The organism is Amycolatopsis sp. BJA-103, from assembly GCF_002849735.1.
Classification (GTDB): Bacteria; Actinomycetota; Actinomycetes; order Mycobacteriales; family Pseudonocardiaceae; genus Amycolatopsis.
The window spans coordinates 6,125,422-6,151,464 of sequence record NZ_CP017780.1 but is presented as its reverse complement, the minus strand read 5'-3'; the positions used below and the strand labels follow the sequence as shown (position 1 = coordinate 6,151,464).

The following is a 26,043-nucleotide window of genomic DNA, read 5'->3' as shown; positions in this document are numbered from 1 at the left end:
CCTGAGAGCGACCCCTCCTCAGCGCAGGCGGGCGGCGCGAGCGTGGAGATAGCGCTGATGCGGCAGGTTCGTCGCACGCCGGGCGGCCTCCACATAGGACTCGACGGCGCCCGCGGGGTCCCCGGCCAGTTCGAGCAGATGCGCGCGGGCGGCGTGGAACCGATGGTCACCGGAAACCCGGTCACCGAGCTTTTCCAAGGCCGTCAACCCTTCTCGCGGACCTCGGGCCATCCCGACCGCGACGGCATGGTTCAGCTCCACCACGGGATTGTCGGAGAGCCGCAGCAGAAGGTCATAGAGGGCCTCGATCTGCGGCCAATCGGTCTCTTCGGCAGTCGGCGCCTCGTCGTGCAGCGCGGCGATCGCGGCCTGGATCTGGAACTGCCCGGTCGGCCCGTGCGGCAACGCCTCGGACAGCAGCGCGATCCCTTCGGTGACGTACCCGGAATTCCAGCGGCTCCGGTCCTGTTCGGACATCGGGATCGGCGCACCGTCCGGCGCCGTCCTCGCCGGGCGGCGGGCGTCGGTGAGCAGCATCAGCGCCAGCAGTCCGGTGACCTCGCTGTCCTCCGGCAGGAGCCGGTGGACGATCCTGGTCAGCCGGATGGCTTCGGTGGACAGCTCACTCCGCGTCAGGTCGGGGCCGGACGTGCTGGCGTAACCCTCGTTGAAGATCAGGTACAGCACGTGGAGGACCGCGTCCAGCCGCGCCGCCCGCGCGGCTTCCGGTGGCATGCCGAACGGGACGCCGCTGGTCTTGACGCCCGTCTTCGCGCGGCTGATCCGCCGGGTCATCGTCGCTTCGGGGACCAGGAACGCGCGGGCGATCTCCGCCGTGGTGAGGCCGCCGACGGCCCGGAGCGTCAGCGCGATCTGCGACGCCGGTGACAGGGACGGGTGGCAGCACAGGAAAAGCAGGATGAGCGTGTCGTCGGAGTCTGCCGCCCGCCGGTCCGCCGCGGGCGCGAGGTGTTCCTCGGGCAACGTCCGCTGGACGACGGTGTCCTCGCGACGGCGCCGCGCCTGCTCGGCTCGGAGCAGATCGGTCAGCCGCCGCGAGGCGACCGTGATGAGCCACGCGCGCGGATCATCGGGCCGCCCTTCCGCGGGCCATTGCGCCGCGGCCGCGAGAAGCGCCTCCTGTGTCGCGTCTTCCGCCAGGTCGAAGTGACCATAGCGGCGGACGACGGCGCCGAGGACCTGCGGCGAAAGCGTGCGCAGCAGGTCCTCGACGCCGCTGTCCGGCACCTAGAGCTCCAGTTCTTCGAAGCTGTCGGCGCACGGCCGGATGTCGACGTACCACTCGCGGCCGAAGTCGGTGCCTTCCGGATGCGGGGTGGCCGCCAGTTTGGCCGCGATCTCGGTCGCGCGGTCGTAGCTCGCGCAGTCGACGGTCGTGTAGCCGACCAGGACCTCCTGCGTTTCGGCGTACGGCCCGTCGGTCACCACGGGCGCGCCGTCACGCAGGGAGACGCGGCGGGCGTGCGCCGGCTGGGAAAGGCCCTGCGCGTCGACGAACTCCCCGGACTCGACCAGGTCGTTGTTCCACTTGGCCATGAACTCGTGCAGGGCGGTGACCTCGTCCGCGCTCCACTTGCCGCCGATGCCGTCGAGATCCTGCTGCGACCCGAACATCATGATCATGTACTTCACGGTTGTCTCCTCTCGGCGGGCACCGTTTCGGTGCCTTCTGCCGGAGACGTCGGAGCCGCCGGACAGGACCGGACATCGTTCGCCGGGAATTCTCCCTCAGCCGCGGTCGGCGGCGGTGTTCATCGCGTCGGCCGGTTCGAGGGTCCGCCCGCCGGTGATCTTGGCGTAGAGGTGCGCCCCGCCGAGGACCGGCGGATATTTCGGCGGATTCCCGGGAGAGTGGCAGGTCGGGAGGCATTCGAACAGCGCGTCGTGATCACCGTCGAAGAAGAACGCCACGCTCCGGCGCCGCGAGGGCCCGGGCCCGGACGGCGGCACGACCCGGTGCAGCGTGGAGCGCCAGCGGTCGTTGGTCCACTGCGCGGTGAGGTCGCCGAGGTTCACCACCAGCGCGTCTTCGGCGGGGACGACGTCGTGCCAGGCGCCGTCGGGACCGTGGATCTGCAGGCCGGGGACGGGATCGGCGTACAGGACGGTGACGATGCCGTAGTCGGTGTGCGCGCCGAGCCGCATCTGTCCCGGCAGCGGTGCGGGCGCCCCGGCGCGGCGTTCGAAGTGATTCACCCGCAAGGTGCGCGTCGGATGCCGGGTGTACGCCCCCAGGTAGCCGCCGGGGAGTCCGAGTGCCTGCTCGAAGATCTCCAGCAGGACCTTCGCGACGCGGTGTGCTTCCGCCTCGTAGGCGGTGAGCGCCGGCCGCAGGCTTTCCGGCAGACCGGGCCAGATGTTGGGCACGAAGAAGCCGTACGGGTCCTCACCGTCGATGTCTTCCGCGCCGATCACGAACGACTCCGACAGGTCGGGCGGCGTCGTCTCGCCGAGGCTGTACGCCAGCCCTTCGGTGCCTTCGGCCGCGTACCCGCGATCCGAGGCGCGGTCGGCGGGCGCGGAGCGGAGCTTCTCCTCGACAGGGAGAGCGAAGAAAGCGGCTGTCGCTTCGCGCATCCCGTCGATCGTCGCCCGCGGGATGCCGTGCCCGACGAGCTGCAGGAACCCGACACGCGTCAAAGCCTCGTCGACGGTGTGCGCGAGCTCCGCGCGGTCTCCGTCGTCCCAGCCGCTCAGGTCGATCGTCGGTACGAGGGTCATGAGACGACGGTAGCCAGGACGGAGCCGGTGATCACGGGGCCGCGGTCATCCGATCGGGCGATCCGTCCTGCCCGATCGGCCGCGGTTCCCGCCGGGAACGGCGCAAGGCGGCCGAGCACAGCAGCCCGAGGATCAGCACGCCCATCGGGAGCAGGAAGGCGGTCTTGACCGCGTCCGCGGCCTCGTTCGCCCTGCCCGCCATCGGGGCACTGGTCCGTGCCTGCAGCACCAAACCGACGGCCGCGCCGCCGAGGACCCCGCCGATCTGCCGCGCCGTGTTGAAGATGCCCGACGCGCTGCCGACCAGCGACCGCTCGACCGAGTTGATGGTCACGTTGCTCATCGGGGAGAAGATGAAGCCGACACCGAGACCGCACCACAGCAGCCCGGGAATCAGCGCCGCGGGCGAACTCGCCGGGATGATCACCAGCGAGAGGACGCACAGGCCGCCGCACAGCGAGAACAGGCCGAACATCAGCGGGTACTTGGGGTGCGTCCGGTCCGACAACCGTCCCGCGAACGGCGCGACGGCGCCGGACATCAGGGCCAGCGGCGCGGTGAGCAGGCCCGCGTCGGTCGGGGACATGCCGAGCACCGACTGCAGGTAGATGGCCAGCACCAGGAGCGTGCTGGTCATCGCGAACCCGACCAGCACCGCTGTCGCGGCCCCCAGGGAAAAGTCGCGGTTGCGGAAGATCCGCAACGGCAGCAGCGGTTCGCGGCGGTTGACCCGTTGCCACAGGACGAAAGCGCCCAGCAGGAGCACTCCCGCCCCGGCGTACCCCCATCCGTGAGTCCGTCCATTTTGGATTCCGAAGACGAGGCAGACGAGACCCGCGCCGAAGAGCAGGATGCCGGGAACGTCGAAGCGGTGCGAGTTCCCCGGTCTCCAGTCGGGCACGTGGACGGCGGTGAGCGCCAGGGCGAGCAGTCCGATCGGAACGTTCGCGAAGAAGATCCATTCCCAGCCGAACCGGTCGACGAGCACACCGCCGAGCACCGGACCGGTGATCATGGCGACGCCCGCGACACTGCCCCAGGCCCCCAGTGCCGGGCCGCGTTCGTCCGGCGGGAACAGATGCGTGATGAAGGCCGTCGTCTGCGGCGTCATCAGCGCGGCGCCGAGACCCTGTACCGCGCGGGCGGCGATCAGGGTTTCCACGTCACCGGAAAGCCCGCACCACAAGGACGCCCCGGTGAACACCACGAGCCCGGCGACGAAGACGCGTTTCGGACCGAGCCGGTCACCCAGCCTGCTGGCGGGCAGGATCGGAACGGCGTAGGCGAGCAGGTACACGCTGGTCACCCAGATCACCGCGGTCAGTTCGGTACCGAGTTCGCGCACCATCGACGGCACCGCGGTGTTCACGATGGTCATGTCCAGCATGACCATGAAGAAACCCAGGCACAGCGCGAAAAGCGCGGACCAGGGCTTGACTCGCTTCGTCATCGGTCGTCCCGTCCTCGACGGCGAGGGGACGACGAGTGAGGCCCGGGGGCGGGTCGCTCGCCGTCCACCCCCGGTCAGCCTGCCTGCCGGACGATGTCACCGGCGCGTGGCACGACCGCCGGGCGGCCGATGCCCTGATAGGAAAGGCCCGTCCCGGCCACGATGAGCGGGTCGAGGAGGTTCCGGGTGTCGATGACGGCCCGGCCGTCGAGCCGGTCGGCGATCCGCGCCCAGTCGAGGGCGCGAAACTCCGGCCACTCGGTCAGCAGCACGATCGCCGCCGCGCCGTTCGCCGCGTGATAGGCGGTTCCCGTGATCCGCACACCGTCCGTCACTCCCGGCACCGGGGCGTGGACGCTGGGGTCGTAGCCGAACAGTTCCGCGCCTTCGGCGGCCAGCCGCCCGGCGACCGCCAGCGCCGGGGAGTCCCGCAAATCGTCCGTCCCGGCCTTGAACGTCAAGCCCAGCAGGCCGATCCGGGCGCCGGCCAGATCGCCGCCGACGGCCTTGCGCACCTTGTCGACCACCAGTTCCTGCTGCTTCAGGTTGGTTTCGATCGCCGCCCGCAGCAGGGCGAAATCGCTGCCGGCCGACTCCGCGGTGTGCAGGAGCGCGAAAGTGTCCTTCGGCAGGCAGGAACCACCCCAGCCCGGACCCGGCCGCAGGAAGGACTTGCCGATCCGTTCGTCGTACCCCATTCCCAGTGTCACGTCGTCGATATTCGCGTCGAGGTACTCGCACAACTCGGCGACGGTGTTCACAAAGGACAGACGGGTCGCCAGGTAGCAGTTGGACGCGTATTTGATCATCTCGGCGCTCGCGGAATCGGTCACCAGCACGGAAGTGTCGAGCTTCCCGTACAGGTCGGCGACACGCTGGGCGGAGACCGGGTCACGATCGGCCGAACCGACCACGATCCGGTCGGGGTTCAGGAAGTCGTGGACCGCGGACCCTTCGCGGAGGAACTCGGGATTGGACACGACGGCCACGTCCGCCCGATCGATCAGTTCCGCGACACGGGCCGCCGTGCCGACGGGAACCGTCGACTTGTTCACCACGACGCATCCGGGCGCCAGCAGCTCCCGCACCTCGGCCACGACGAACTCCAGCGTCGTCAGATCCGCCGCACCGGTGGCGCTCATCGGTGTCGGCACGCACAGGATCACGATGCTCGCCTCGGACACCGCCGCGCTCGCGCCGAGGACGAATCCCAGCCTGCCGGACGCCAGCCCGTCCACCACCAGCTCGCAGATACCCGGCTCCCGGATGGTCGCCTCACCGCGGCTCAAGGCGTCGACCTTTTCCCGGTCGACATCCGCGCACACGACCTGATGTCCCAGTGACGAAAGGCAGGCGGCCGTGGTCAACCCGACATAACCGGCGCCGATCACGGCGACCTTGGTCCCGAACATTGCACTCATTCCCTTTGACCCTCCTGTTTTCGATGCCACCGGGCAGGACGGAGCCGTCCTGCCCGGTGGCATCGAGAGATGCGGACTTCGTGTTCGGACGCGTTACTTCGCGTGCGGGATCGCGCGGATGCCTTCGTAGGGGGTTTCCCTGCCGAGGTAGTCCACCGTTTCGAACAGCCCGATCGCGTCCATCGGATAGCGAGCGCCCGCCTCGGCCGCGAAGATGCACGGAAGGATCTGCTTCCGCTCCGAGGCGGCGGCCTGGTTGCTCTTGCGGATGTGCTTGTGGGTGTGGATCAGGATGGGCATGTAGCCCCCGCCGAGGAACGAACCGGCCTGCAGGACCGCCCCGCCGACGCAGTCGATCACGCAGCCCTTGCCGAGGATCGCGTCGCGGCCTTGGTAGTAGTACGAGGGCGTGGCGAGAGTGCCGTGCTCCACATGGAACACACCGGCCGCGAGGCCGATGATCGAGCGGCCGCCGGTCCGCAGCACCGAGCGGTAGAAGTCGACCAGGATCGGCCGCACGGTCGTGTCCGGAAGCTGGAATTCCCCGCACATCAGCGTGATGCGCATCAACTCCGCGAGCGTGAGGTTGCTGCCGTTCTCACCGGGGAACTCCTGGTCCCACGGCACCAGGTAGTCCAAAGGGGACACCATGGTCGTCCCGACGTCCTCGAGGATCAGCCGTTCCGGCTCACCCGCCGGCGCCGTCTCCGCGACCCCGTTCCCGAGGACCCGCCCAGCGAGCAGGTACCGGCTCTCCAGCGTTTTCGCCCTGCTGGCCGCGATCAGGATGTTGAGCCTGCCGGTCACCGTGTCCGGGATGTCGAAAAGGTGATCGATGCCGTCGGTGGGGACGGCGATCTTCGCCTGCAGGCCGCGGACGGGCAGCGGCTCGTACGAGTCCACGACCTCCTTGAGGGCGCCGGTGAACTCGCCCGCTCCGACCTGGACGAGCTTCTCCGCCGCCAGAGCCCGGTAGTCGAAGGGAATGGAGGTCGACGTCGACAGCACGATGTCGGCGAGCTGGGCGCGATACCGGTCGTCGTCCAGCGACGCCGCGGCCAGCTCCAAGGACAGGTAAGGGGAATCGTCACCGGGTCCGTGGACCCAGCTCGCGGTGAAGGGAGCTTCGAAACGGCACACCTGCGCGAACAACGCGCGGGCCGCGTCGTCGTTCTTGATCTGGCTCGTCACCTGGGCCACTGCCGCTTCCCTGTCCGATACTTCGGCCAGCATGTCCTTGGCCGGTCGCAACAGCGTCGAAAGGTCTTCGATGATCTGCGTCATGCTTCGCTCCCAATTCGTGCGAACTTCTCTTCGTTTTCCTGGTGATCGGTTTCCGTGGTGCGGGGAAAGGTTCCGGTGAACATGGCCGAACCCAGCGCCGCGAGGAACCGGTGCTCGGCAGGCCGTATCGCCGTGGTGCCCTCGTCGATGCGGTGCAAGAGTTCCAGCTGGGCCAGCAATGCCTCCTTGAAATGGTTGACGGCGATCACGGAACGCCGCGTGGCGTTCCGGACGTTGACGACGTGCAGGTTCTTGTAGTCGGGCTCCGAGTCGAAGAACGGCTCGAAAACCAGGGTGACGTGTTCGCCGGAAGCGAGTTCCACGTCGGCGAAGCGATATCGGAACTCGGACCCGTACGGAATGACGGCGGGGGTGAGGTAACTCCTCGAAACGCCCTCGGAGAACGCGAATCCAGCCAGACCGGCGAAGGCGATGGTGCCGGTCGATGACGTGTAGAGCTCGATTTCCGGCAGGCCCGCGGCCAAGGTCCGTACCCGCATTTCGGCGGTCACCGACATCGGCACCGTGCGCAGATACGTCCGATACTGCTCGGCCGGAAGGATCGCGCGCAGAATGCTCAACATGTGGAAACCCTCGTAGCCGGCTTCGCCGTACTGGGTGTCGACGAACCTGCCGTTCGCGACGTCGAGCTCCCGGTTCTTGGTGAACTCCACGGTGATCTTCTTGATCGGATCGGCTTCGCCGAGGTTCCGCACCGACTCCGCGAAGTGCCGCACGGCCTCGCTGTGGGAGTAGACGTCGTTGACGATGATCCGGGCACGGGGATTCCGCCGGATCACGCGCTGGAGACCGGCGAGGTCTTCCGGGTAGCAGGCCGGTTTCTCGAGCAGGATGCGGGCATCCGGCTGTATCCGCAGGATTTCTCCGACGACGGAAAGATGGGTGGCGGTCGGTGTGGCGACCACCCAGGCATCGACGCCGGAGGGATCGGGCACGCGGGCCACCCGGTCCCAGTCGGCGCTGTTCCCGGTGTCGACGGTGCGGATCCGGTGACCCGCTTCGCCGTACCACGCGGCATACAGCGACCCGATCTTGCCGAGTCCGACGATCACGATCTCCCGTTCAGTCGGCGACGGTGACCGCATGGGCTTTGCCTCCCCTCGACCGAAGGGCGTGGCCCGCGGCGGACGTACCGGCCGCCCGGCCCAGCACGGCTCCCGCCATCAACCCGGTGCCGCCCGGATATCCCTGGTCGTAAAGGCCACCGGCGATCACGCCCGCCGCGTAGAGGCCGCTGATCGGTTCGCCGCCGCCACGGACTTCGGCGTCGGCGGTCACGGACAGCCCGCCGTAGGTGAAAGTCAGGCCGCAGACCACCGGAACGAACAGGAACGGAGGCGTGTCGAGGCGTTTCGGCGTTCGATCGGAGTTCAGGCGCCGGATTTCGGCGGTCAGGGTCGCGGCGTCGATACCGAGCCGCCGGGCGCCTTCCTCGATCGAGGAGACACTCACCGCCGCCGGGTCACCGAGGTAGCCGTCCGGGAGCGCGCCCGCCGCGACGACCTGGTCGTCGAAGATCTGGAACGCGATCTTCCCCGGCTGCTCCTGGATCTTCTGTCCCAGCGTGACGTAGGTGAGGTTGCTGTAGCCGGACTCGTCGAAGAACCGATGCCCTTCCCGGTTGACCACGACGCCCAGCGGGAAGGCGTACCTGGCCAGGCCGTGGGATTTGTGCATCTGCCCCGGCAGCATGTAGTCGGGCAGTTTCACGCCCTGCGGCGTGGTGTGGCACTTTTCCCAGTTGCCCGCGGTGTCTGCGCCGAGTTCGACGGCCGCCGCCAGCGGAGCGCCTTCGTTGAACGGGACACCCCGCAGCTTGACGTCCCGCCAGTCCTCTCCGAGGTGGAGTTCACGCAACCGCGTGTTCGCCTCGAAGCCGGCCGACGCCAGGATCAGCGCGTCGGCGAGTATCGGGAAAGCGGGCCCCGATCCGTGGAGCAGATACCGGTCGCCGTCGGTCTTCTCGAAGCCGGTGACGGCGCTGTCGTACAAGACCGTTCCGCCGAGCTGGTCGAACTGGGCGAAGTTCCGGTCCTGGAGGCTCTGGCCGCCGCCGTCGAGAACGATCGGCACATCGCCGGGAAGGGGAGTCGGCCTCGGTGCCCAGCGCTGGCCGAAATCGCGCATCCAGGTGATCGTTTCCGTCGAACGGCGAATGATCGATTCGATCAGCGCGACGTCCACCTGACTTCCGGATACCCGCAACCAGTCGCCGAGATACTGCTCGTCCGTGTATTCCGATCGGCCGGCCAGTATCTCTTCGGCCCGGTCTTTGTCGGCCTCCCGGAGCAGGCCGGAGATGAATGATCTTCCTTGCCAAGAGAAACGCATGGTCCTGGTCAAGGAACTGTTCCCGCCGCGCAGTTCCTTCGGTGCGGCTTCGAGGACGGTGACGGAGGTGGCGCCCGCCTGTAGTGCGGCTATACCCGCACAGAGACCGGCATTACCCGCTCCGACAATGACGACCTGCCTCTCGGTCACATCACTTTGCCCGCTGTGCATCAACAACGCTCCAGGTAATCCGGTGTTCGCCATTTTTGATCGACCGATTTCGAGCCGGGCCGCCGGCAGGCATGCTGAGTGACGGTGTCCGCACTCACCGTTATCGGCTCACTGTCACCGATTCGGCGTAGTTATTCGGGACACCGATGTCTGCGAACTGTCGATCCGCCGCCGGGATCGAGCGGACGAGCGCTCGTTCACCCTCCGAGCAGGCCTGATCGCTTCCCCCATGCGGGTGGCGACGAGCGTCACCCGGTCTTCAAAGCGGGAATTCCCGTGGATGCCTTCCGAGGTAACCCTGGTGTTTCCGTCGAGTTTCCCGTCGGCACTGACGATGATCCCGCCGGTTCTTTTCGATTGCTCACTTTCGGAGCCCAGCCATTTCCGCGCCTCCCCCGGTGCGGTCGATGTGGGACCAACAGAGGTCAGCCTGACTTCCTGACCAGCGCGTGGGCAACCTTCGGCCAGTTCGGGCTTGTTCGAAACCGTTCGAGCGCGCCCGAACAGCAGATTCCGGCGCCGCTGATTGGCGGTATCGCGGCCGAGACGGCCTCAGTCAATCTAGAGCGATGATCGTTGAAGAGGGGGGCGACGACGGGGAGTCGCCGACAGAAGTTCCGCCACCGGACCCGGCCACTTCACCGGCTGAGTTCACAGCGGCACTGCGCGTATTGAGAACATGGTCCGGACTGACTTATCGGCAGTTGTCCGGAAAGGCGGCAGAACTCGGGGGAGCGCTTCCGGCGAGCACGATCGCGACCACTCTCGGCCGCACCACATTGCCTCGCGAATCCTTCGTCGAAGCGTTCACGCGCGCGTGCGGACTGAGTGACGAGCAGGTGCGGCGGTGGCTCGACGCCAGGACACGCATCGCGCTGGGAAGCCCGCCGCGTGTCGAGGAACGGATCGCCGGCGACGAGGTGGTGAGCGCCGTCGCGCGGCCGGAACCGCGGCGCTGGCAGCGCTGGCGCGCGCCGTTGATCGTGGTCGCGATCGTGGGCATCGTCCTCGTCGGCGCGCTGGGATATCTGACCTGGCCCTTCAACACGTCCTCGAAGAACAAGGTCGCCGAGGCCACGGTGCCGGGGCTCGCCCTCCGCGAGATAGGCAGCTGGGCGCAGATCCGGCCCGCCCGCTCGCCCGAGTTCTGTCTCGCCGAGGGAAAGGACCGGACCCAGCTCTACTCGGGAACCGTCGTCGCCCAGCAACCCTGTGGGGAGGCCACCTCGCCCCGCGTGTTCATCGACCCCGTCGGGGACGTGAACGCCGTGCAGATCCAGTGGCACCATCCGGACACCGGGGTCGGCTGCCTCACGGTCGTCAACGAGGGAATGGGACACGACCTGATCGAACCCCGCGACGACTGTGGCGACGACAGTGCGGACCAGTTGTTCACCATCGGACCGGCAGGCCCGCCCGAGGCGGCCCAATACGTCATCAGCCCCGTCGGGACCAGCCAGTGTCTCGGCCTGCGTGACCAGGACACCGCCGCGGGGACCGAAGTCGTCCGGGAACGCTGCTCCGGCGCGCCCGACCAGTTGTTCCTCATCGACCTGATCCCGCCCCCTTGACCGGTCCAGACCACTCGCATCTTAACCAAGCGTGCCGATCCGTACCTCCGTGATCACTCCACGAGAAAGCTGGGAAAGCCGGGAACCAGGGACGGCTTCCCGACGACTTGTGGGGCTGAATCGTGCGGCCCGGCGAGCGGAGAGAGATGCACTGGTACGAGGACGACGACCTGTGGGTCGGCTTCGCGGACGTGATGTTCCCGCCCAGCCGGTCCGAAGAGGCCGAACGCTTGACGGCCACGTCGCCGCTGCTCGCGGTCACCGAAGAGACGAAGGTGCTGGACCTGGCCTGCGGCCCGGCGATCCACGTCGTGCCGCTGGCCAGGAAAGGCGCCGACGTGACCGGCGTCGACCTCAGCCCGGCCATGCTCGAACGCGCGCGCGAGGCCTGCGAAAACGCGGGTGTCGCCGCGAAACTGATCCAGGCCGACATGCTCGAGTACGTCGAGCCCGGCGCGTACGACCTGATCGTCAACATGTACACGTCGTTCGGCTACTTCACCGAGCCCGGCGACAACCTCACCGTGCTGCGCAACGCCCACGCCAGCCTCGCGCCCGGTGGCAGGCTGCTGATCGACGTGCTCGGCAAGGAGGTGCTGGCCGGCTGGGTCGGCCGCCCGAAGGCGGTCGACATCGACGGCGGCACGGTGTTCATGCGCGACACCATCCTCGACGACTGGTCCCGGCTCAAGACCGACTGGACCCTGGTCCGCGGTGGTGAAGCGAAGCAGGCGTCGATCCTGTCCTTCCTGTACAGCGCGGCGGAACTGAAGGCGCTGTTCGAGACGGCGGGGTTCACGGACGTCGAGTGCTTCGGCGATTTCGACGGCTCGCCTTACGACAACCACGCGCGCCGCCTGATCGTGCGTGGTGAACGTGCCGGCTGAAACGCTCCGCCTGTTCGCGGAGCCCGACGAAGGAACCGCCCGCCCGCTGCGGCTCACCGGACCGGTGATCCTGCTGTCGGCGGCACTCCTGATCTCGCTGATCGCGGGCATCGCGCTCGGCCCGACCACGGTCGCCCTCCCGGATGTCCTGCGTTACCTGGGAAAGGCGATCACCGGCGGGACCATCACCGGCGACGAGGTCACCGGGTACTCGATCGTCTGGCAGGTCCGCACCCCGCGCGTGCTGCTCGCGGCCGTGGTCGGCGCGGGACTCGCGGTGGTCGGGGTCGCGGTACAGGCCCTGGTCCGCAACGCCCTCGCCGATCCGTTCGTCCTCGGGATCTCCTCGGGCGCCTCGGTCGGCGCCGCCGCCGTCGTGGTGTTCGGCCTGTTCGCCGGGCTCGGCGTGCTGGCGTTGTCGACCGCCGCCTTCCTCGGGGCGCTGGGCGCGACGGCGCTCGTCTATCTGGCCGCCCGCAGCAAATTCGGCCTGACGCCGTTGCGCCTGGTGCTCACCGGGGTCGCGCTCACCTACGCCTTCCAGGCCGTGATGAGCGTGCTCGTCTACCTCTCGCCGAACGGCCAGGCCGCGCAGACCGTGCTGTTCTGGCTGCTCGGCAGCCTCGGCGCGGCGACCTGGGCATCACTGCCGCTGGCCGCGCTCGGAGTGGCCGTCGCGATCGTGGTCCTGCTGCGCTACGGCACCGCGCTCGACGTCCTGTCCATGGGCGACGAAACCGCGATGAGCCTCGGCACCGACGCGGCCGTGTTGCGCCGCTGGCTCTTCCTGCTCACCGCGGTCGTCACCGGCCTGCTGGTGGCGGTGAGCGGCTCGATCGGGTTCGTCGGGCTCGTCCTGCCGCACGTGGTGCGGATGGTCGCCGGTTCGGGACATCGCCGTGTGCTGGCGCTCGCGCCGCTGGTGGGCGCGGTCTTCCTGGTGTGGGTCGACCTGCTCGCCCGCACCCTCGTCGCGCCCGAGGAACTGCCGCTCGGCGTGATCACCGCGCTGATCGGCGTCCCGGTCTTCCTCGTGGTGATGCGGCGCCGCGGTTACGCGTTCGGGGGCCGCTGATGTTGTCCCTGAAGGACCTTTCCGTCGAGGTCGCCGGATCGACGCTGATCCGCGAGCTGCGGCTGGACGTCGGCGCGGGCGAGGTCCTCGGCCTCCTCGGTCCCAACGGAAGCGGTAAGTCGACGGCGTTGCGCTGTGTCTACCGGGCGCTGACGCCGTCCGGCGGCGCCGTCCTGCTCGACGGCACCGATCTCGCGGAGCAGAGCCTGCGCGACACCGCCCGCCGGATCGCCGCGCTCACCCAGGACAGCCGAGCGGATCTGGACTTCACCGTCGAGGAGGTCGTCGCGCTCGGCCGGTCGCCGCATCAGCGCGGCAACCTCCGGTTGTCGGCCCGCGAACGCGCGTTGTGCCGGGAAGCGTTGCGGCGCTTGGACATCACTCATCTCGCCCAGCGCAGTGTGCTGACGCTTTCGGGCGGCGAACGGCAGCGGGTCCTGGTGGCGAGGGCGCTCGTGCAGGAACCCGAGGTGCTGGTCCTCGACGAGCCGACCAACCACCTCGACGTCCGTCACCAGGTGGAACTGCTGAAGTTCCTGCGCGACTGCGGGCTCACCGTGCTCGTCGCCCTGCACGATCTCAACCTCGCCGCCGCCGTCTGCCACCGGATCGCCTTGCTGCGCGGCGGATCGCTCGCCGCCTGCGGCACCCCCGCCGAAGTGCTCACGCCCGAAACGGTCCGCGCGGTGTTCGGCGTGGAGGTCACCCAGGTGACCCATCCCGTGACCGGCGCCCTCCAGCTGCTCTACGACCTTCCCGCCGAAGAAACCGAGGGGATCTCACGATGAAGCCGTCCAGGGTGATCGCGCTCTTCACCGCGGCGCTGCTCCTGAGCGCCTGTGGCGCCCAGGTCGAGGCCGGACCGGCCGCACCGGCACAGGCCACGGTGACCAACTGCGGCGCGCAGGTCACCTTCCCGGCGCCGCAGCGTCCGGTGGCCTACGACGTTTCCGGCGCGGAGAAGATGTTCGCGCTCGGGCTCGCCGGCCGGATGCGCGGCTACGTCATGAATTCGCTCGGTGACCCGTCGATCGCGGGTTCGCCGTGGAAGGACGACTACGCCAAGGTCGAACGGCTCGGCACTTCCCGGGTCACCCGCGAGATCCTGGTCAACGCCAAGGCGGACTGGGTGATCGCCGGCTGGAACTCCGGCTTCAGCGAGGAGCGCGGGATCACCCCGAAGCTGCTCGACCAGGTCGGCATCCGCAGCTATCTGCACACCGAGACCTGCTGGGATTACGCAGGCGCGAAGGCCGAGGTGACACCGCTGGAGGCGCTCTACACCGATCTGCGCAATCTCGGCGACATCTTCGGCGTCCGCCAGCGGGCCGACGAACTGGTCACGGAACTCAAGGGACGCTTCGACAAGGTCCGCGCCGGAGCGCCGAAGACCCCGCCCGCCAAGGTGTTCGTCTACGATTCCGGCACCGACCAACCCTTCACTTCCGGGAAACACGCCGCTCCCAACGACATCATCGACGCCGCGGGCGGGACCAACGTCTTCCGCGACCTCCAGGACGGCTGGGGCAGCGTCGGCTGGGAGGCGGTGGTGAAGACCGAACCCGAGGTGATCGTCGTGGTGGACTACGCCGACCAGCCCGCGCAGGACAAGATCGCGTTCATCAAATCCGCGCCACAGCTGAAGAACACGCCCGCCGTGCGCGACAACCGGTTCCACGTCGTTTCCTACGGGGACCTCGTGAGCGGACCGCGTAACGCCGCGGGCGCCGAGTCCCTGGCCGCGTACCTCCGATCGATCGGCCGGTGAACGCGATGCCCGTCGAGACCGCCCCTCTGGTCCACGAGCACGTCACCGACGCGATCAAGACACCGGCGCTGATCCGGCTCACGCCGAACGTCGTGCTGATCCGCTTCGAAACCCTGAAGGTCTACGCGGCGCTCGGCGCCGTCCGGTCGCTGCTCGCCGACGGCACCGTCCGAAAAGGACAGACGTTGATCGACAGTTCCAGCGGGATCTACGCGCTCGCGCTGGCGATGGCCTGTCACCGCTACGGTCTGCGCTGCCATATCGTCGCGTCCACCACCGTCGACCTCACCATGCGTTCGCAACTGGAGATCCTGGGCGCGACGGTGGACCAGATGCCGCCGTCCGAGGACCTCCGCCTCGACCAGCGGCGCCGGGTCGCGCGCGTGCACGAGCTGCTGGAGCGCCATCCGGACATGCACTGGATGCGCCAGTATCACGATCCCGTGCACTACCTCGGCTACGGCGAGGTCGCCGATCTCGTCGCCCGCGCGCTGCCGTCCGGGCCGCTGACCGTCGTCGGCAGCGTGGGCACCGGCGCGTCGACCGGCGGGATCGCCCGGTCGCTGCGCGAACGCGATCCGGACGTCCGCCTGACCGGGGTCCAGCCGTTCGGGAGCGTCACCTTCGGCAGTGAACGGTTCACCGATCCGGACGCGATCATCGCGGGCATCGGCTCCGCCATCCCGTTCGGCAACGTCGATCACGAACTGTACGACCGGATCCACTGGCTGGACTTCGTGCACGCCATGGCCGCGACCGTCGGCCTGATGCGCGACCACGCCGTCTTCGCCGGGCTTTCCACCGGCGCCGCGTACCTCGTCGCGGGCTGGGAGGCGGCGCGGAATCCGGACCGGACACATGTCGTCATCGGCGCCGACACCGGGCACCGTTACACGGCAAGGGTTTTCGCCCGGCACCGGGAAGCCGTCGACCCGGCGGGGCTCGCGCCACGGGAGATCGCCTCACTCGACGACCTCGCCCTGCCGTGGGCGGCGATGGAGTGGCGCCGCCGCAAATTCGGGATACCTTCGCAGCTGTCGTACCGGAAGGAGCGGGTGTCATGACCGTCGTCCTGTTGGAAGCACTCACCTTCGGCCTCGGCAGGCTGGCCGACGCGGCGGCGGAAGCCGGGCGGAAACTGGTGCTGTTCACCGGAAACCGCGACATCTACCGCTACGAACTCGGCACCCTCGGGCCGGACAGGGTCGAGGTCGTCGACATCGACACCACCGACATCGCGGCCTGCGAAGCGGCGTTGCGTGCCATCCCGGACCTCGCCGGGATCATCAACTCGACCGACACCTGGGCATTGCCGGGCGCGGAACTCACCGCCAGGCTCGGCCTGCCCGGTCCGGACGCTGCGGCCGTCCGTGTGCTGCGGGACAAGGGTGCGGTGCGCGATCTGCTGTACGACCACGGGCTCACCCGCGGCCGCCCGGTACCCGTCATGATCGCCGAGGAGCTCGGATTCCCTTTGGTGGTCAAGGATTCATCGGGGACGTCGTCGCGCGGGGTGTGGCTCGTCCGTGACGCGGCCGAACTCGAGCAGGCCAGGCGGGAGGCGAAGGACACGCCGCTCAAGGGGCACCTGATCGCCGAACCGTATTTCGCCGGTCCGCTCTACAGCGCGGAAACCGTCACCTGGCAAGGAAGGACGCGGCTGCTCGGGATCCTCTCCCGTCAGCTTTCGCCCGAACCCGTGCGGCGCGAGGAAGCCGCCGCGTTCCCGGTGGCCTTCCCCGAGACCGAGTACGCCGGACTGGCCGACTGGATCGGCCAGGTGCTCAAGGCCGCCGGACACGAGCAGGGCTTCGCGCACACCGAGTTCGTCCTCACCATCGAGGGGCCGGAGGTCGTCGAGATCAACATCCGGATCGGCGGGGCGATGCTCGGCGAGGCCTTGTGCCGGTCGCTGGACACCAACGTCTATTCCGCGATGATCTCGATGGCGCTGGGCGAGGAACCCGCCTTGCTCACGCGGGAGATCGGTGGGGGACCGGGCGTCGCGTTCGTCCTGGCGTACCCGGCCGTGGAAGGCGTGCTGACTGGCTGGTCCGGGCTCGACCGCCTGTCCGGCCTGCCCGGCGCGCCGGAGTGGTACCCGACGGCGAGCCCCGGTGACGAGATCCGGCACCTCGCGGATCAGCGGTCGTGTACGGGGATCGTGCTGGCCGAAGGGCCGACGGCGGAGCTCGCGCTGCATCGCGCGCTCGCGGCGGCGGGTGGGATCACGCCGGAGATCACTTCTTGAGAATCCTCTCAGATGGATAGCTCTACTTTCCGTTTTGGGAAGTAGAGCTATCCATCTGGAGGGACTATGGGCGAAGCAGTGGGCAGGCGCGCCGTGCTCGGGGGCGCGGCGGCGGCCGGTGTCGCGATGCTGGCCGGGAACACCGCCACGGCACAGGAGAACCGCCGGCGGTTCTCGGGCAAGGTCGTGATCGTCACGGGGGCGACGTCGGGCATCGGCAGGGCGGCGGCCATCGCCTTCGCCGCGGCCGGTGCCAAGGTCGGTTTCTGTGGCAGGCGGGAAGAACTCGGCCGCGAGGTCGAACGGGAGATCCGGCGCGCGGGCGGGAAGGCGACCTATCTCCGGGCGGACGTCCGGGTCCCCGAACAGGTCCAGGCGTTCGTGGACGGTGTCGTCCGCCGGTACGGCAGGCTCGACATCGCGTTCAACAACGCCGGAATCCACCTCGGCAAACCGTTGCACGAGATCTCCGTCGACGAGTGGGAGGACGTGCAGCGCACCAACGCGCGCGGCGTTTTCCTCTCGATCAAGTACGAGGTTCCGCACCTGCTGAAAGCGGGCGGCGGGGTGATCGTCTGCACCGCGTCGGCGCAGGCCGAGCAGACCCGTCCGGGGCACGCCGCCTACACCTCGAGCAAACGCGCCGTGCAGGGTCTGGTGCGCGCGGCCGCGCTGGACTACGGCGCGAAGGGGATCAGGGTGCTTTCGATCGACCCGGGCACGACCGACACCCGGCTGGTACGCCCGCCGGGCATCCCGGACGACCTGTGGGCGCAGTTCAAACAGGCCTGGGGGCCGCTGAACGTCCACGGTCTGCCGCGGATGGGTGAGGCCGCGGAGATCGCTTCGGCCGTTCTCGCCCTGGCGTCACCGGATTTCGCCTACCTGACCGGGACTTCCGTCCTCGTCGACGGCGGCCTGAACACCGGACGGCCGATGGTCATGCCGCCCGGAGCCACCCCGCCCAGCTGAGGTTCGCCCGGCTGAGGTTCCCGATGTCGCATTCGAGACGCTCAGCGACTCAAATGCGACATGGGGAACCTCGCGGTCGCGCGACAATCGAGCGGAGGCGGAGCAGCTCACGAGGCGCCGGGCACGCACTTCTTGGCGGCGGCCACGGCGGCCAGCAGATCCGGTGTCTCCATCTTGACCGACGCGAACGGGTCGGTGGTCTCCAAGAGCGGCTTCTGCGCCGACTCCAGGGCCTTGAGCGCGGCGTCCAGCGCGGTCTGGCTCTGGGAGGAGTCCAGCTTCCGTTTCCCTTCCGCCGCCGCGTCCCGCGCCGTCGTGTAACTGTCCACAAGGGACTTCTTCGCCGTGTCCCCGCCGGGTATCGGTGACGCGGGCAGCGCGTTCAGTTCCTCGACGACCTTGCCCGCCAGCTGAGCGCGGACCCCGAGGTTGTCGCTGAGCCAGGGCCGCGTCACCTCGACGCCGGAACTCTGCCTGCTCGCGTGCTCGTTGCTGGCCTTCACGAAGCCGTAGATCGCGCCGCACATCCCGTCCAGCCAGGCCACCGTCCGGACGTCCGGTTCGGACGCGGTGGACGTTGGCGTGACGGTGACCGTCGGCGGAGCGGACGGTGCCTCTCCCGAACAGGCTGTCACCGCGAACAGGGCCCCTACCAGTGGAACAAGCAGGGTTTTCGGCTTCATGGGACTCCGTTCGCGGGTGACGCTCCGGCTAGTGGGGAGACGCGCAGTTCTTGGCCGCGGCCGCCGCGGCCATCAGCTCCTGCGTCTCGATCTTGAGTGCGGGCATGAGATCGGGAGTGTCCGTGACCGGTTTCTGGACGGCGTCCATCGCCTTGATCGCCGCGTCCATGGCGGCTTCGTTCCCGGACTTCTCCAAACGCTGCTTCCCGGCGGCCGCCGCGTCCCGTGCCGCGGTGTACTGGTCCACAAGGGACTTCCTCACCGCGTCACCGCCGGGGATCGGCGATGCGGGCAGCGCGTTCAGGTCGTCGACCGTCTTGCCCGCGAATCCCGCTCGGATCCCGAGTTCTTCCTTCAGCGCGTTGCGGGTCACTTCGACCCCGGACTGTTGCTTGCGCGAGTATTCGTCGTGGGCCTTCATGAAGCCGTACACCGCGCCGCAGACCCCGTCGAGCCACGCGACGGTCTTGGCGTCCGGCCCGGCGGGCGGCGCGGGCACCGTGGACGACGGGGTGGCGGTGACCGTCACGGGCGCCGGTGGCGGCTCCCCGGAACACGCCGCCGTCGCGAACAGGGCCCCCACCAGGGAAACGAGCAGAATTTTCGTCTTCATCGGATCTCCCCTCCGGGGTGAACACGTTCCGGAGGGGCCGGGGGTTGCCTGAGGGCTTCAGCCGCAGTCGCCCATGATCCGCGCCAGTTCCGCGGGCAGCATCGGCGGTTCCGGCAACGGGGTCGCGGCGGGCGCTCGCATCCCGTCGAACAGCAGGGCGAGATGGCGTCGCCAGACCTCCGGCCGGACGGCCGCGGTCGCCTCCACGGTGCGCGCGATCCCCCACGTCACGAAGGCCATGTCCTCGAGGGTGAGATCGGCGCGCAGGGCTCCGCTCTCCTTTGCGCGCTCGACGACGCGGGTCATGAGTTCGTATCCGCGTTCGAGATCCTCGGCCAAGGGCGGCCGCGTCGAGGCCAGTTCGTTGTAGCCGCGATCGGCGGCCTGCAGTTCGCAGATCCGTTCGAAGAAGGAGGTCAACCCGGCCCAGGCGTCGTCGAGGGACAGCGCGTGCTCGGCCAGTTTCGCGACGGTTTCGGTCCGGTCGGCGAACACGGCGTTCACCAGATCCGCGCGCTGGGGGAAGTGGTTGTACAGGGTGCCGATGCTGACGCCGGCGGTCTTGGCGATCTCTTCGAGCGCGACGTCGAGGCCGCGCGCCGCGTAGAGCCCCCTGGCGGCCTCGATCAGCAGGTCGCGGTTGCGCTGGGCGTCCTTTCTCATGACGACATGGTAGTCAAGTTGAAGGTGGCCTCAAGTTGTGTGTACTTTCGAAGAAGTTGAGGGCATCCTCAACTTAAGCTTCTGGGAGGACATATGACCAAGACGCTCGCGATCTTCGGCGCCGGACCGGTGCTGGGACTGTCGCTCGCCCGGCGCTTCGGCCGCGAAGGCTTCCGGATCGCCCTCGTCGCGCGCACCACCGAGAACCTCGACGCGCTCGTCGCCGAACTGGACGGCGACGGCATCGAAGCGAGCGGACACGTCGCCGACGTCTACGAACCGGCCCAGATCGAGGCCGCTGTCACCGCCATCGGCCAGATCGACGCGGTCGCGTTCAACCCCGGCGGCGGGGGCATGGGCGAGGGCATCGCGCCGGTGCTCGACGTCGACCCGGAGAACCTGCGGCTGATCCTGGACCGGTTCCTGGTGTCGGCGGTGGCGCTGGTGCGGGCGGTCCTGCCCGCCATGACCGAGCGCGGCGACGGCGCGATCCTGTTCACCGCGGGCCAATCCGGCCTGCACCCGGCGCCGTTCCTCGGCAACGCGGGCATGGCGCAGGCGGCGTTGCGGAACTACTTCCACAACCTGAACGCGGTGCTCGCCGAGAAGGGCGTCTACGCCGGAGCCGTCAACATCGGGGCGCTGATCGAGGGCAGCGTCCCGCATCGGGTGCTCACCTCGAGCCCGCTGGACTTCGAACCCGAGGTGATCCACCCGGATGTCTTCGCCGACGCTTTCTGGAAGCTCTACGCGACGCGTGAGGCTCCCGAAGCACTGGTCGGGTCGTTCGGGAGGTGACCTCGCCCCTGCAGTACATGAAGGCCCCCTTCCTTGCGCCAGGCGCAAGGAAGGGGGCCTTCATGTACTTGGGGAAAGGCCTTCACGGACCTGCGACCATCTAGCCGTCCTTACCACTCACGAGGCCTGACCTGGGCTCGGTTACTTCTCGATGGCGTAGGCCTCGATCTCGACCTTCATCTTCGGGTCGAGCAACGCCGAGACCTCGACCATGGTGGCCGCGGGCAGTACGTCGCCGAAGGCCTCGCGGTGGGCCCGCGCCACCAGGTCGGCGTCCTTGATGTCGGTCACGTAGGTGACCGTGCGCACCACCGCGGCGAGACTCGAACCGGCCTCCCGCAGCGCGGTCTCGATGATCGAAAGCACGGCCGACGCCTGCTCGTACGCGTCGCCCGACCGGAACGGCTCACGCGCCGTCGTACCGGAAACGTGGATGTGCTCGCCGACGCGTACCGCCCGGCTGTAGCCGAAAATCCGCTCGAAGTCCCCACCGGAGGAGATGTTCACCCGCTCAGTCATGATCCGAACGAAAGCACAGTGACGGCCGGAGCGGAACCGACTTCGTCTCACCCATGATCGAACACGTTCAGGTGATGCCCGGACTTTCGAGTTGAGTGTGGTGGCGCGGCTTGTAGCGTCGGGCTGAGTTCGCTCGTCACCGGGAGGCTCTTCGTGGTCGTCGCACAGTGCCGGCGCCGTGTACTGAAACCGTTGTCACGACGGGTTTTGTCGTTCGGCGCAGTGGCGGCCCTCCTCTTCGGCGCGCTGGTCCCGACAGGGGCGGCGCAGGCGGCGACGTGGCCGGTGCAGGGCGAGAACGATCCGTCGACGTTCGACTGCGATCACCTGTACTACAGCAACTTCCGGTCCGGTATGCAGTTCCGCACCGGCGCCTCGGGCGACGCGGAGATCCAGAACACGGTGATCAGCAAGCGGGCGGGCGCGGCCCCGCCGGACTACTGGTCGACGAACATGGCGCTGGGCAAGGATCCGGACACCGGCCGGGTGGCGGCGTTCTACTCCAGCTACACCACCGGGAATCTCACGCTCTACAAGCATGTGTCGGGAACGAACACGGTCACCGACGAGATCGCCGGGGGAGCGCCCCGCAAGCTTCCCGCCGGGGTCAACTGGGGCGGGCTCGGCGCCGATCCCGCCACCGGGATGCTTTACGGCGCGCAGAACGGCGGGGCGCCGGTGCTGTTCGCGATGGATCTCGCCGGCGGCGAGACGAAGACCTTCTCCCGGGGATCCACGCTGAAGCCCGTTCCGGCGAACGACCCCGTGTTCGCCGGGGGATCGCTCGTGCCCGACCTGTTCGTCGATTCCTCCGGCGGCGTGTACTACGGGATCGTCTACGGCGGGCAGAGCTACGTCTACCGGTTCGATCCCGACACCGGCGAGACCACCCAGGCGGTGAAGGTCACCGGACCCGGCTCGTCCAACGGCTTCAACAACTACGGCATGGCCTTCCTGAACGGCTCGATCTATCTCGGCTACTACGGCGGCGCGCTGTACAAGGTCGATCCGCGCACCGGCGTGTCCCAGCAGGTCCCCGGCGGCAACGCGCACTCCAACCAGGTCGGCCGGATCACCTCCGAATCCGGCGGGACCTGGCCCATCACCGACCTGGCCAGCTGCTCGATCGCCCCGGATCTGACGAAACGGATCGTGGTCGCCAAGAAGGCGGACAAGGCCGACGCGAAACCGGGCGAAAAGGTCACCTACACCGTCACCGTCGCCAACGAGGGAACGGCGGCGGCACCCGGGACGGTCGTCACCGACGACCTGTCGGGCGTGGTGGACGACGCCGCGTACAACGACGACGCGAAAGCCCTTTCCGGCGGCTCCGAGCTGGCGAAACCCCAGTACGACGCCGCGGGAAAGCGCCTGACCTGGACCGGTGAGATCCCGGCCGGCGCGACCGTGACGATCACCTATTCCGTCACCGTGAACAGCCCGCCGGGCGGCGACAAGAAGCTCGAGAACGTCGTGACCGTGCCGGGCAGCAACTGCGCCGAGGGCGGGAAGGACCCGGACTGCGCCGCGCTCGTCACCGTGGCGACGTTGAAGATCGTCAAGACCAGCGCGCCGAAGAAGCCCATGCCGGGCCAGAAGGTCACCTACACGGTCAAGCTCACCAATGACGGCACGGCCGACTGGACGGACGCCACCGCCGTCGACGATCTGTCCGATGTGCTCGACGACGCGGCGTACAACGGCGACGCCACCGCGACCGGCGGCATCGTGACCTATCTGGAGGGTGACAGCACCCTGCGCTGGGCCGGAACCGTCGGGAAGGGCGGCACCGTCACGATCACCTATTCGGTGACGGTGGCGAACCCGCCGGGCGGGAACAAGCGGCTGACCAACGCGGTCGTCGGCCCGGACGGCTCCACCTGCCCCGAAGGCGGCACGGATCCGGACTGCGGCACGGACGAGCCGATCAGCGGACTCGTGATCACGAAATCGGCCGCTCCGGCCACGGCCAAACCCGGCGACGTCGTGACCTACACCTTGACCGCGCGGACCCTCGACGGTTCGGCCGCAGCCGGTGTCACGCTCACCGACGATCTGTCGGGCGTCGTCGACGACGCCACCTACAACGGTGATGCCGCCGCCACCGCCGACGGGGTGCCCACCCCGGCGCAACCTGGCTACGACAGCGCGACCACGACGTTGACGTGGACCGGCGACGTCCCCGCCGGGAAGACCGTCACCATCACCTATTCGGTGAAGGTCGGCACGCCACCGGGCGGGGACAAAGTGTTGCGCAACGCGGTCACCGGTCCGGACGGCTCGTCGTGCCCGCCGGGAAGCACGGACCCGGCCTGCGGCACGGTGACCCCGATCGGCGCACTGGAGATCAAGAAGACGGCGAGCCCGGCCTCGGCCATGCCCGGCGACAAGGTCACCTACACCGTGAAGGTCAGCAACGTCGGTCCGGCGGCGTACCCGGGTGCCTTGTTCACCGACGACTTGACCGGCGTCCTCGACGACGCCGCCTACAACGGTGACGCCTCCGCCACCTCGGGTGCGGCCACGTTCGACGAGCCGGGCCGGAAACTCACCTGGACCGGTGACGTCGCCGCGGGGAGCACGGTCACGGTCACCTACTCGGTCACCGTCGGCAAACCGCCCGCCGGGGACCGCAGGCTGACCAACGTCGTCGTCGGACCGGACGGCTCCACCTGCCCGGACGGCGGAGGGGATCCCGACTGCGCGACCGAAACCCCGATCGGGGTCCTGGTGCTGGCGAAGACCGCGGCACCGGCGACCGCGAAGCCGGGTCAGGTCGTCACCTACACCGTGACCGCGAGCAATCCCGGAACCGGCGTCTATCGCGGCGCCCGGTTCACCGACGATCTGAGCGGGGCCCTGGACGACGCGACCTACAACCAGGACGCGCGGGCCACCGCGGGCACCGTGACGTACGCGGAGCCGAAGCTGACCTGGACGGCGGACCTTCCGGCGGGCACCACGGTGACCATCACCTATTCGGTGACCGTGAACAAACCGCCCGCCGGGGACCGGACGCTGCGCAACTCCGTGACCGGCACCGAAGACTCGACCTGCCCGCCCGGCTCGACGGACCCGGACTGCTCCACCGTCACCCCGGTCGCGGCCCTGCGGGTCGTCAAGACCGCCGCCCCCGCCACGCCCCGGCCCGGCGAGCGGGTCACCTACACGGTGCGCGTCCAGAACACCGGCACCGCGGCCTACCCGGGAGCCCGGATCACCGACGACCTGACCGGGGTCCTCGACGACGCGACCTACAACGACAACGCCGCGGCGACCGGCGGCACCACCGGCTACGAGGCCCCGGTGGTGACCTGGACCGGCGATGTCGCCTCCGGTGCCACCGTGACCATCACCTATTCGGTCACCGTGAACAGCCCGCCCGGCGGCGACAAGAAGCTCTCCAACGCCGTCACCGGCACCCCGGACGGCAACTGCCCGCCGGGTTCGGCGGATCCGGACTGCGGGACGGTCACGCCGGTGCCGTCGCTGAAGATCCGCAAGACGGCCACCCCGCAGGAGGTCAAGACCGGCGACACGATCACCTACACCGTCACCGTCGAAAACGTCGGCGCGGCAACGGATCCCGCCGCGTCGTTCACCGACGACCTCACCGGTGTGCTGGACGACGCCACCTACAACGGTGACGCGAAGGCGGACAAGGGCACGGTGACCGTCGCCGTCGTGAAGCCGTCCCTGACCTGGACCGGTTCTCTCGCCCCTGGCGACAAGGCCACCGTCACCTATTCCGTCGTCGTGACCAACAAGGGCGACAAACGCCTGGTCAACGTGGTCACCGGCACGGGCTCCAACTGCGAAGAGGGCTCCGAAGACCCCGACTGCCGCAACGAACTGCCCACCCCCGCGTTGCGCATCACGAAGTCGGCCGCCCCGGCGGTGGCCGCACCGGGTGGCAAGGTCACGTACACGGTGGTCGTGCGCAACATCGGTCAGGCGCCGTATCCCGGCGCCGCTTTCGCCGACGACCTGACCAAGGTCCTCGACGACGCGACCTACAACGACGACGCGCGGGCCACGGCGGGCACCGTGGCGTACAAGGCGCCGAAGCTGACCTGGACGGGCACGGTCGCGCCCGGCGCCGCGGCGACCATCACCTACTCGGTCACCGTGGCGAAACCCTTGCGCGGAGACCACTTCCTGGACAACGCCGTCACGGGCGACGAAGGGACCAACTGCCCGCCGTCAGAACAGGCGGACCCTGCCTGTTCCACCCGTACCCCGGTGCTGTCGATGGTCATCGCCAAGACGGCGTCGCCGGTTTCTGACGTCGCGCCGGGCGGCAAGGTCACGTACATGCTCTCGATCACCAACACCGGCACCGGCATCTATGACGACGCCGCCGTGACCGACGACCTGGCCGGAGTCCTCAGTGGAGCGACGTACAACGGTGACGCGAAGGCGACGAGCGGATCGGTCGCGCTGAGCGGAAAACTGCTCCGCTGGCACGGCAAACTCGCAGTCGGACAGAAGGTCGTCGTGACGTACTCGGTCACGGCCGGTTCGGGGAAGCTGCGCAACGCGGTCACCTCCACCACCCCCGGCGCGAACTGCCTCACCCCGGCCGAACCCGGCTGCTCGACCGAAACACCGGTCACCCCAGGCGAGCCACCGGTCGATCCGCCTGTTGATCCGGCCCCGCCGGTCGCCCCGCCCGGCCCGTTGGCTTCCACCGGTTCGCACACCAGTGATCTGCTTGCGCTGGCCTTCGCCGCGATGCTGGCAGGCGCCTGGATGCTGTGGTTCGCGCGCCGCCGGGTTCGCCGCTGATCGGCTTGAAAAAGCCCGGTGCGGGTGTCCTGTGT

Annotated in this window: 22 protein-coding genes; 10 read left to right on the top strand and 12 right to left on the bottom strand. The window is 68.7% G+C overall.

What is annotated here, in order from left to right; all coding sequences use genetic code 11:
* Nucleotides 1–18: 18 nt before the first annotated feature.
* From BKN51_RS27020 to BKN51_RS26985, 8 genes are all read right to left on the bottom strand, one after another.
* Nucleotides 19–1,248 carry an RNA polymerase sigma factor gene (locus tag BKN51_RS27020; RefSeq protein ID WP_101610307.1) on the bottom strand — a complete coding sequence of 410 codons (1,230 nt, stop codon included), beginning with the start codon at nucleotides 1,246–1,248 and terminating at the stop codon, nucleotides 19–21.
* On the bottom strand, nucleotides 1,249–1,644 hold the full coding sequence (locus BKN51_RS27015) for a YciI family protein (protein ID WP_233223028.1): 396 nt from the start codon (nucleotides 1,642–1,644) through the stop codon (nucleotides 1,249–1,251). It abuts the gene before it with no gap.
* 105 nt (nucleotides 1,645–1,749) lie between these two features.
* Nucleotides 1,750–2,742 (bottom strand): isopenicillin N synthase family dioxygenase, encoded by a 993-nt coding sequence (locus BKN51_RS27010; RefSeq protein ID WP_101610305.1) that lies wholly within the window; start codon nucleotides 2,740–2,742, stop codon nucleotides 1,750–1,752.
* Nucleotides 2,743–2,773: 31 nt separating this feature from the next.
* The gene (locus tag BKN51_RS27005) at nucleotides 2,774–4,192 is read right to left on the bottom strand and encodes an MFS transporter (RefSeq protein WP_101610304.1); all 1,419 of its coding nucleotides are present in this window, start codon (nucleotides 4,190–4,192) and stop codon (nucleotides 2,774–2,776) included.
* Between the two features lie 74 nt (nucleotides 4,193–4,266).
* Complete coding sequence (locus tag BKN51_RS27000) at nucleotides 4,267–5,604, bottom strand: UDP-glucose dehydrogenase family protein (RefSeq protein ID WP_101610303.1); 1,338 nt, start codon at nucleotides 5,602–5,604, stop codon at nucleotides 4,267–4,269.
* A 102-nt stretch (nucleotides 5,605–5,706) separates the two neighbouring features.
* The gene (locus BKN51_RS26995; protein WP_101610302.1) at nucleotides 5,707–6,897 is read right to left on the bottom strand and encodes a hypothetical protein; all 1,191 of its coding nucleotides are present in this window, start codon (nucleotides 6,895–6,897) and stop codon (nucleotides 5,707–5,709) included.
* Nucleotides 6,894–8,003, bottom strand: coding sequence for a hypothetical protein (locus tag BKN51_RS26990; protein WP_101610301.1), 1,110 nt, complete (start codon nucleotides 8,001–8,003; stop codon nucleotides 6,894–6,896). The genes BKN51_RS26995 and BKN51_RS26990 overlap by 4 nt, the downstream gene beginning before the upstream one ends.
* Nucleotides 7,981–9,399, bottom strand: coding sequence for an FAD-dependent oxidoreductase (locus BKN51_RS26985; RefSeq protein WP_199192899.1), 1,419 nt, complete (start codon nucleotides 9,397–9,399; stop codon nucleotides 7,981–7,983). The genes BKN51_RS26990 and BKN51_RS26985 overlap by 23 nt, the downstream gene beginning before the upstream one ends.
* A gap of 590 nt (nucleotides 9,400–9,989) precedes the next feature.
* On the opposite strand from BKN51_RS26985, the gene BKN51_RS26980 reads away from it, so the two are divergent.
* The 8 genes from BKN51_RS26980 to BKN51_RS26945 all read left to right on the top strand — a co-directional run bounded on the left by BKN51_RS26980 (nucleotide 9,990) and on the right by BKN51_RS26945 (nucleotide 17,944).
* On the top strand, nucleotides 9,990–10,991 hold the full coding sequence (locus BKN51_RS26980; RefSeq protein WP_335645050.1) for an XRE family transcriptional regulator: 1,002 nt from the start codon (nucleotides 9,990–9,992) through the stop codon (nucleotides 10,989–10,991).
* A 146-nt stretch (nucleotides 10,992–11,137) separates the two neighbouring features.
* Nucleotides 11,138–11,878 (top strand): class I SAM-dependent methyltransferase, encoded by a 741-nt coding sequence (locus tag BKN51_RS26975; RefSeq protein WP_101610299.1) that lies wholly within the window; start codon nucleotides 11,138–11,140, stop codon nucleotides 11,876–11,878.
* A complete protein-coding gene (locus BKN51_RS26970; protein WP_101610298.1) occupies nucleotides 11,859–12,953 on the top strand; it encodes a FecCD family ABC transporter permease in 1,095 nt (364 codons plus the stop codon). Before BKN51_RS26975 ends, BKN51_RS26970 begins: the two co-directional genes overlap by 20 nt.
* Nucleotides 12,953–13,741 carry an ABC transporter ATP-binding protein gene (locus tag BKN51_RS26965; RefSeq protein ID WP_101610297.1) on the top strand — a complete coding sequence of 263 codons (789 nt, stop codon included), beginning with the start codon at nucleotides 12,953–12,955 and terminating at the stop codon, nucleotides 13,739–13,741. The genes BKN51_RS26970 and BKN51_RS26965 overlap by 1 nt, the downstream gene beginning before the upstream one ends.
* A complete protein-coding gene (locus tag BKN51_RS26960) occupies nucleotides 13,738–14,721 on the top strand; it encodes an ABC transporter substrate-binding protein (RefSeq protein ID WP_101610296.1) in 984 nt (327 codons plus the stop codon). The genes BKN51_RS26965 and BKN51_RS26960 overlap by 4 nt, the downstream gene beginning before the upstream one ends.
* A 5-nt stretch (nucleotides 14,722–14,726) precedes the next feature.
* Nucleotides 14,727–15,785, top strand: a complete 1,059-nt coding sequence (locus BKN51_RS26955; RefSeq protein ID WP_101613476.1) for a cysteine synthase family protein — start codon at nucleotides 14,727–14,729, stop codon at nucleotides 15,783–15,785.
* Nucleotides 15,782–16,972, top strand: a complete 1,191-nt coding sequence (locus BKN51_RS26950; protein ID WP_101610295.1) for an ATP-grasp domain-containing protein — start codon at nucleotides 15,782–15,784, stop codon at nucleotides 16,970–16,972. Before BKN51_RS26955 ends, BKN51_RS26950 begins: the two co-directional genes overlap by 4 nt.
* Before the next feature lie 66 nt (nucleotides 16,973–17,038).
* Nucleotides 17,039–17,944: an SDR family NAD(P)-dependent oxidoreductase gene (locus BKN51_RS26945; RefSeq protein WP_101610294.1), complete on the top strand. Its 906-nt coding sequence runs from the start codon at nucleotides 17,039–17,041 to the stop codon at nucleotides 17,942–17,944.
* Nucleotides 17,945–18,051: 107 nt separating this feature from the next.
* Here BKN51_RS26945 and BKN51_RS26940 read toward each other — a convergent pair whose 3' ends face one another.
* The 3 genes from BKN51_RS26940 to BKN51_RS26930 are packed head-to-tail and all read right to left on the bottom strand — an operon-like array spanning nucleotide 18,052 to nucleotide 19,903.
* On the bottom strand, nucleotides 18,052–18,627 hold the full coding sequence (locus BKN51_RS26940) for a hypothetical protein (RefSeq protein ID WP_101610293.1): 576 nt from the start codon (nucleotides 18,625–18,627) through the stop codon (nucleotides 18,052–18,054).
* A 28-nt stretch (nucleotides 18,628–18,655) separates the two neighbouring features.
* On the bottom strand, nucleotides 18,656–19,240 hold the full coding sequence (locus tag BKN51_RS26935) for a hypothetical protein (protein ID WP_101610292.1): 585 nt from the start codon (nucleotides 19,238–19,240) through the stop codon (nucleotides 18,656–18,658).
* Nucleotides 19,241–19,297: 57 nt separating this feature from the next.
* Nucleotides 19,298–19,903 carry a TetR/AcrR family transcriptional regulator gene (locus BKN51_RS26930; protein ID WP_101610291.1) on the bottom strand — a complete coding sequence of 202 codons (606 nt, stop codon included), beginning with the start codon at nucleotides 19,901–19,903 and terminating at the stop codon, nucleotides 19,298–19,300.
* A 93-nt stretch (nucleotides 19,904–19,996) separates the two neighbouring features.
* Between BKN51_RS26930 and BKN51_RS26925 the strand changes: the two genes are divergently transcribed.
* Complete coding sequence (locus BKN51_RS26925) at nucleotides 19,997–20,701, top strand: SDR family NAD(P)-dependent oxidoreductase (protein ID WP_101610290.1); 705 nt, start codon at nucleotides 19,997–19,999, stop codon at nucleotides 20,699–20,701.
* Nucleotides 20,702–20,842: 141 nt separating this feature from the next.
* Here the strand turns inward: BKN51_RS26925 and BKN51_RS26920 are convergent, their stop codons facing one another.
* On the bottom strand, nucleotides 20,843–21,220 hold the full coding sequence (locus BKN51_RS26920; protein ID WP_233222978.1) for a RidA family protein: 378 nt from the start codon (nucleotides 21,218–21,220) through the stop codon (nucleotides 20,843–20,845).
* A 222-nt stretch (nucleotides 21,221–21,442) separates the two neighbouring features.
* Between BKN51_RS26920 and BKN51_RS26915 the strand changes: the two genes are divergently transcribed.
* Complete coding sequence (locus BKN51_RS26915) at nucleotides 21,443–26,008, top strand: DUF7927 domain-containing protein (protein ID WP_233222979.1); 4,566 nt, start codon at nucleotides 21,443–21,445, stop codon at nucleotides 26,006–26,008.
* Nucleotides 26,009–26,043: the final 35 nt, after the last annotated feature.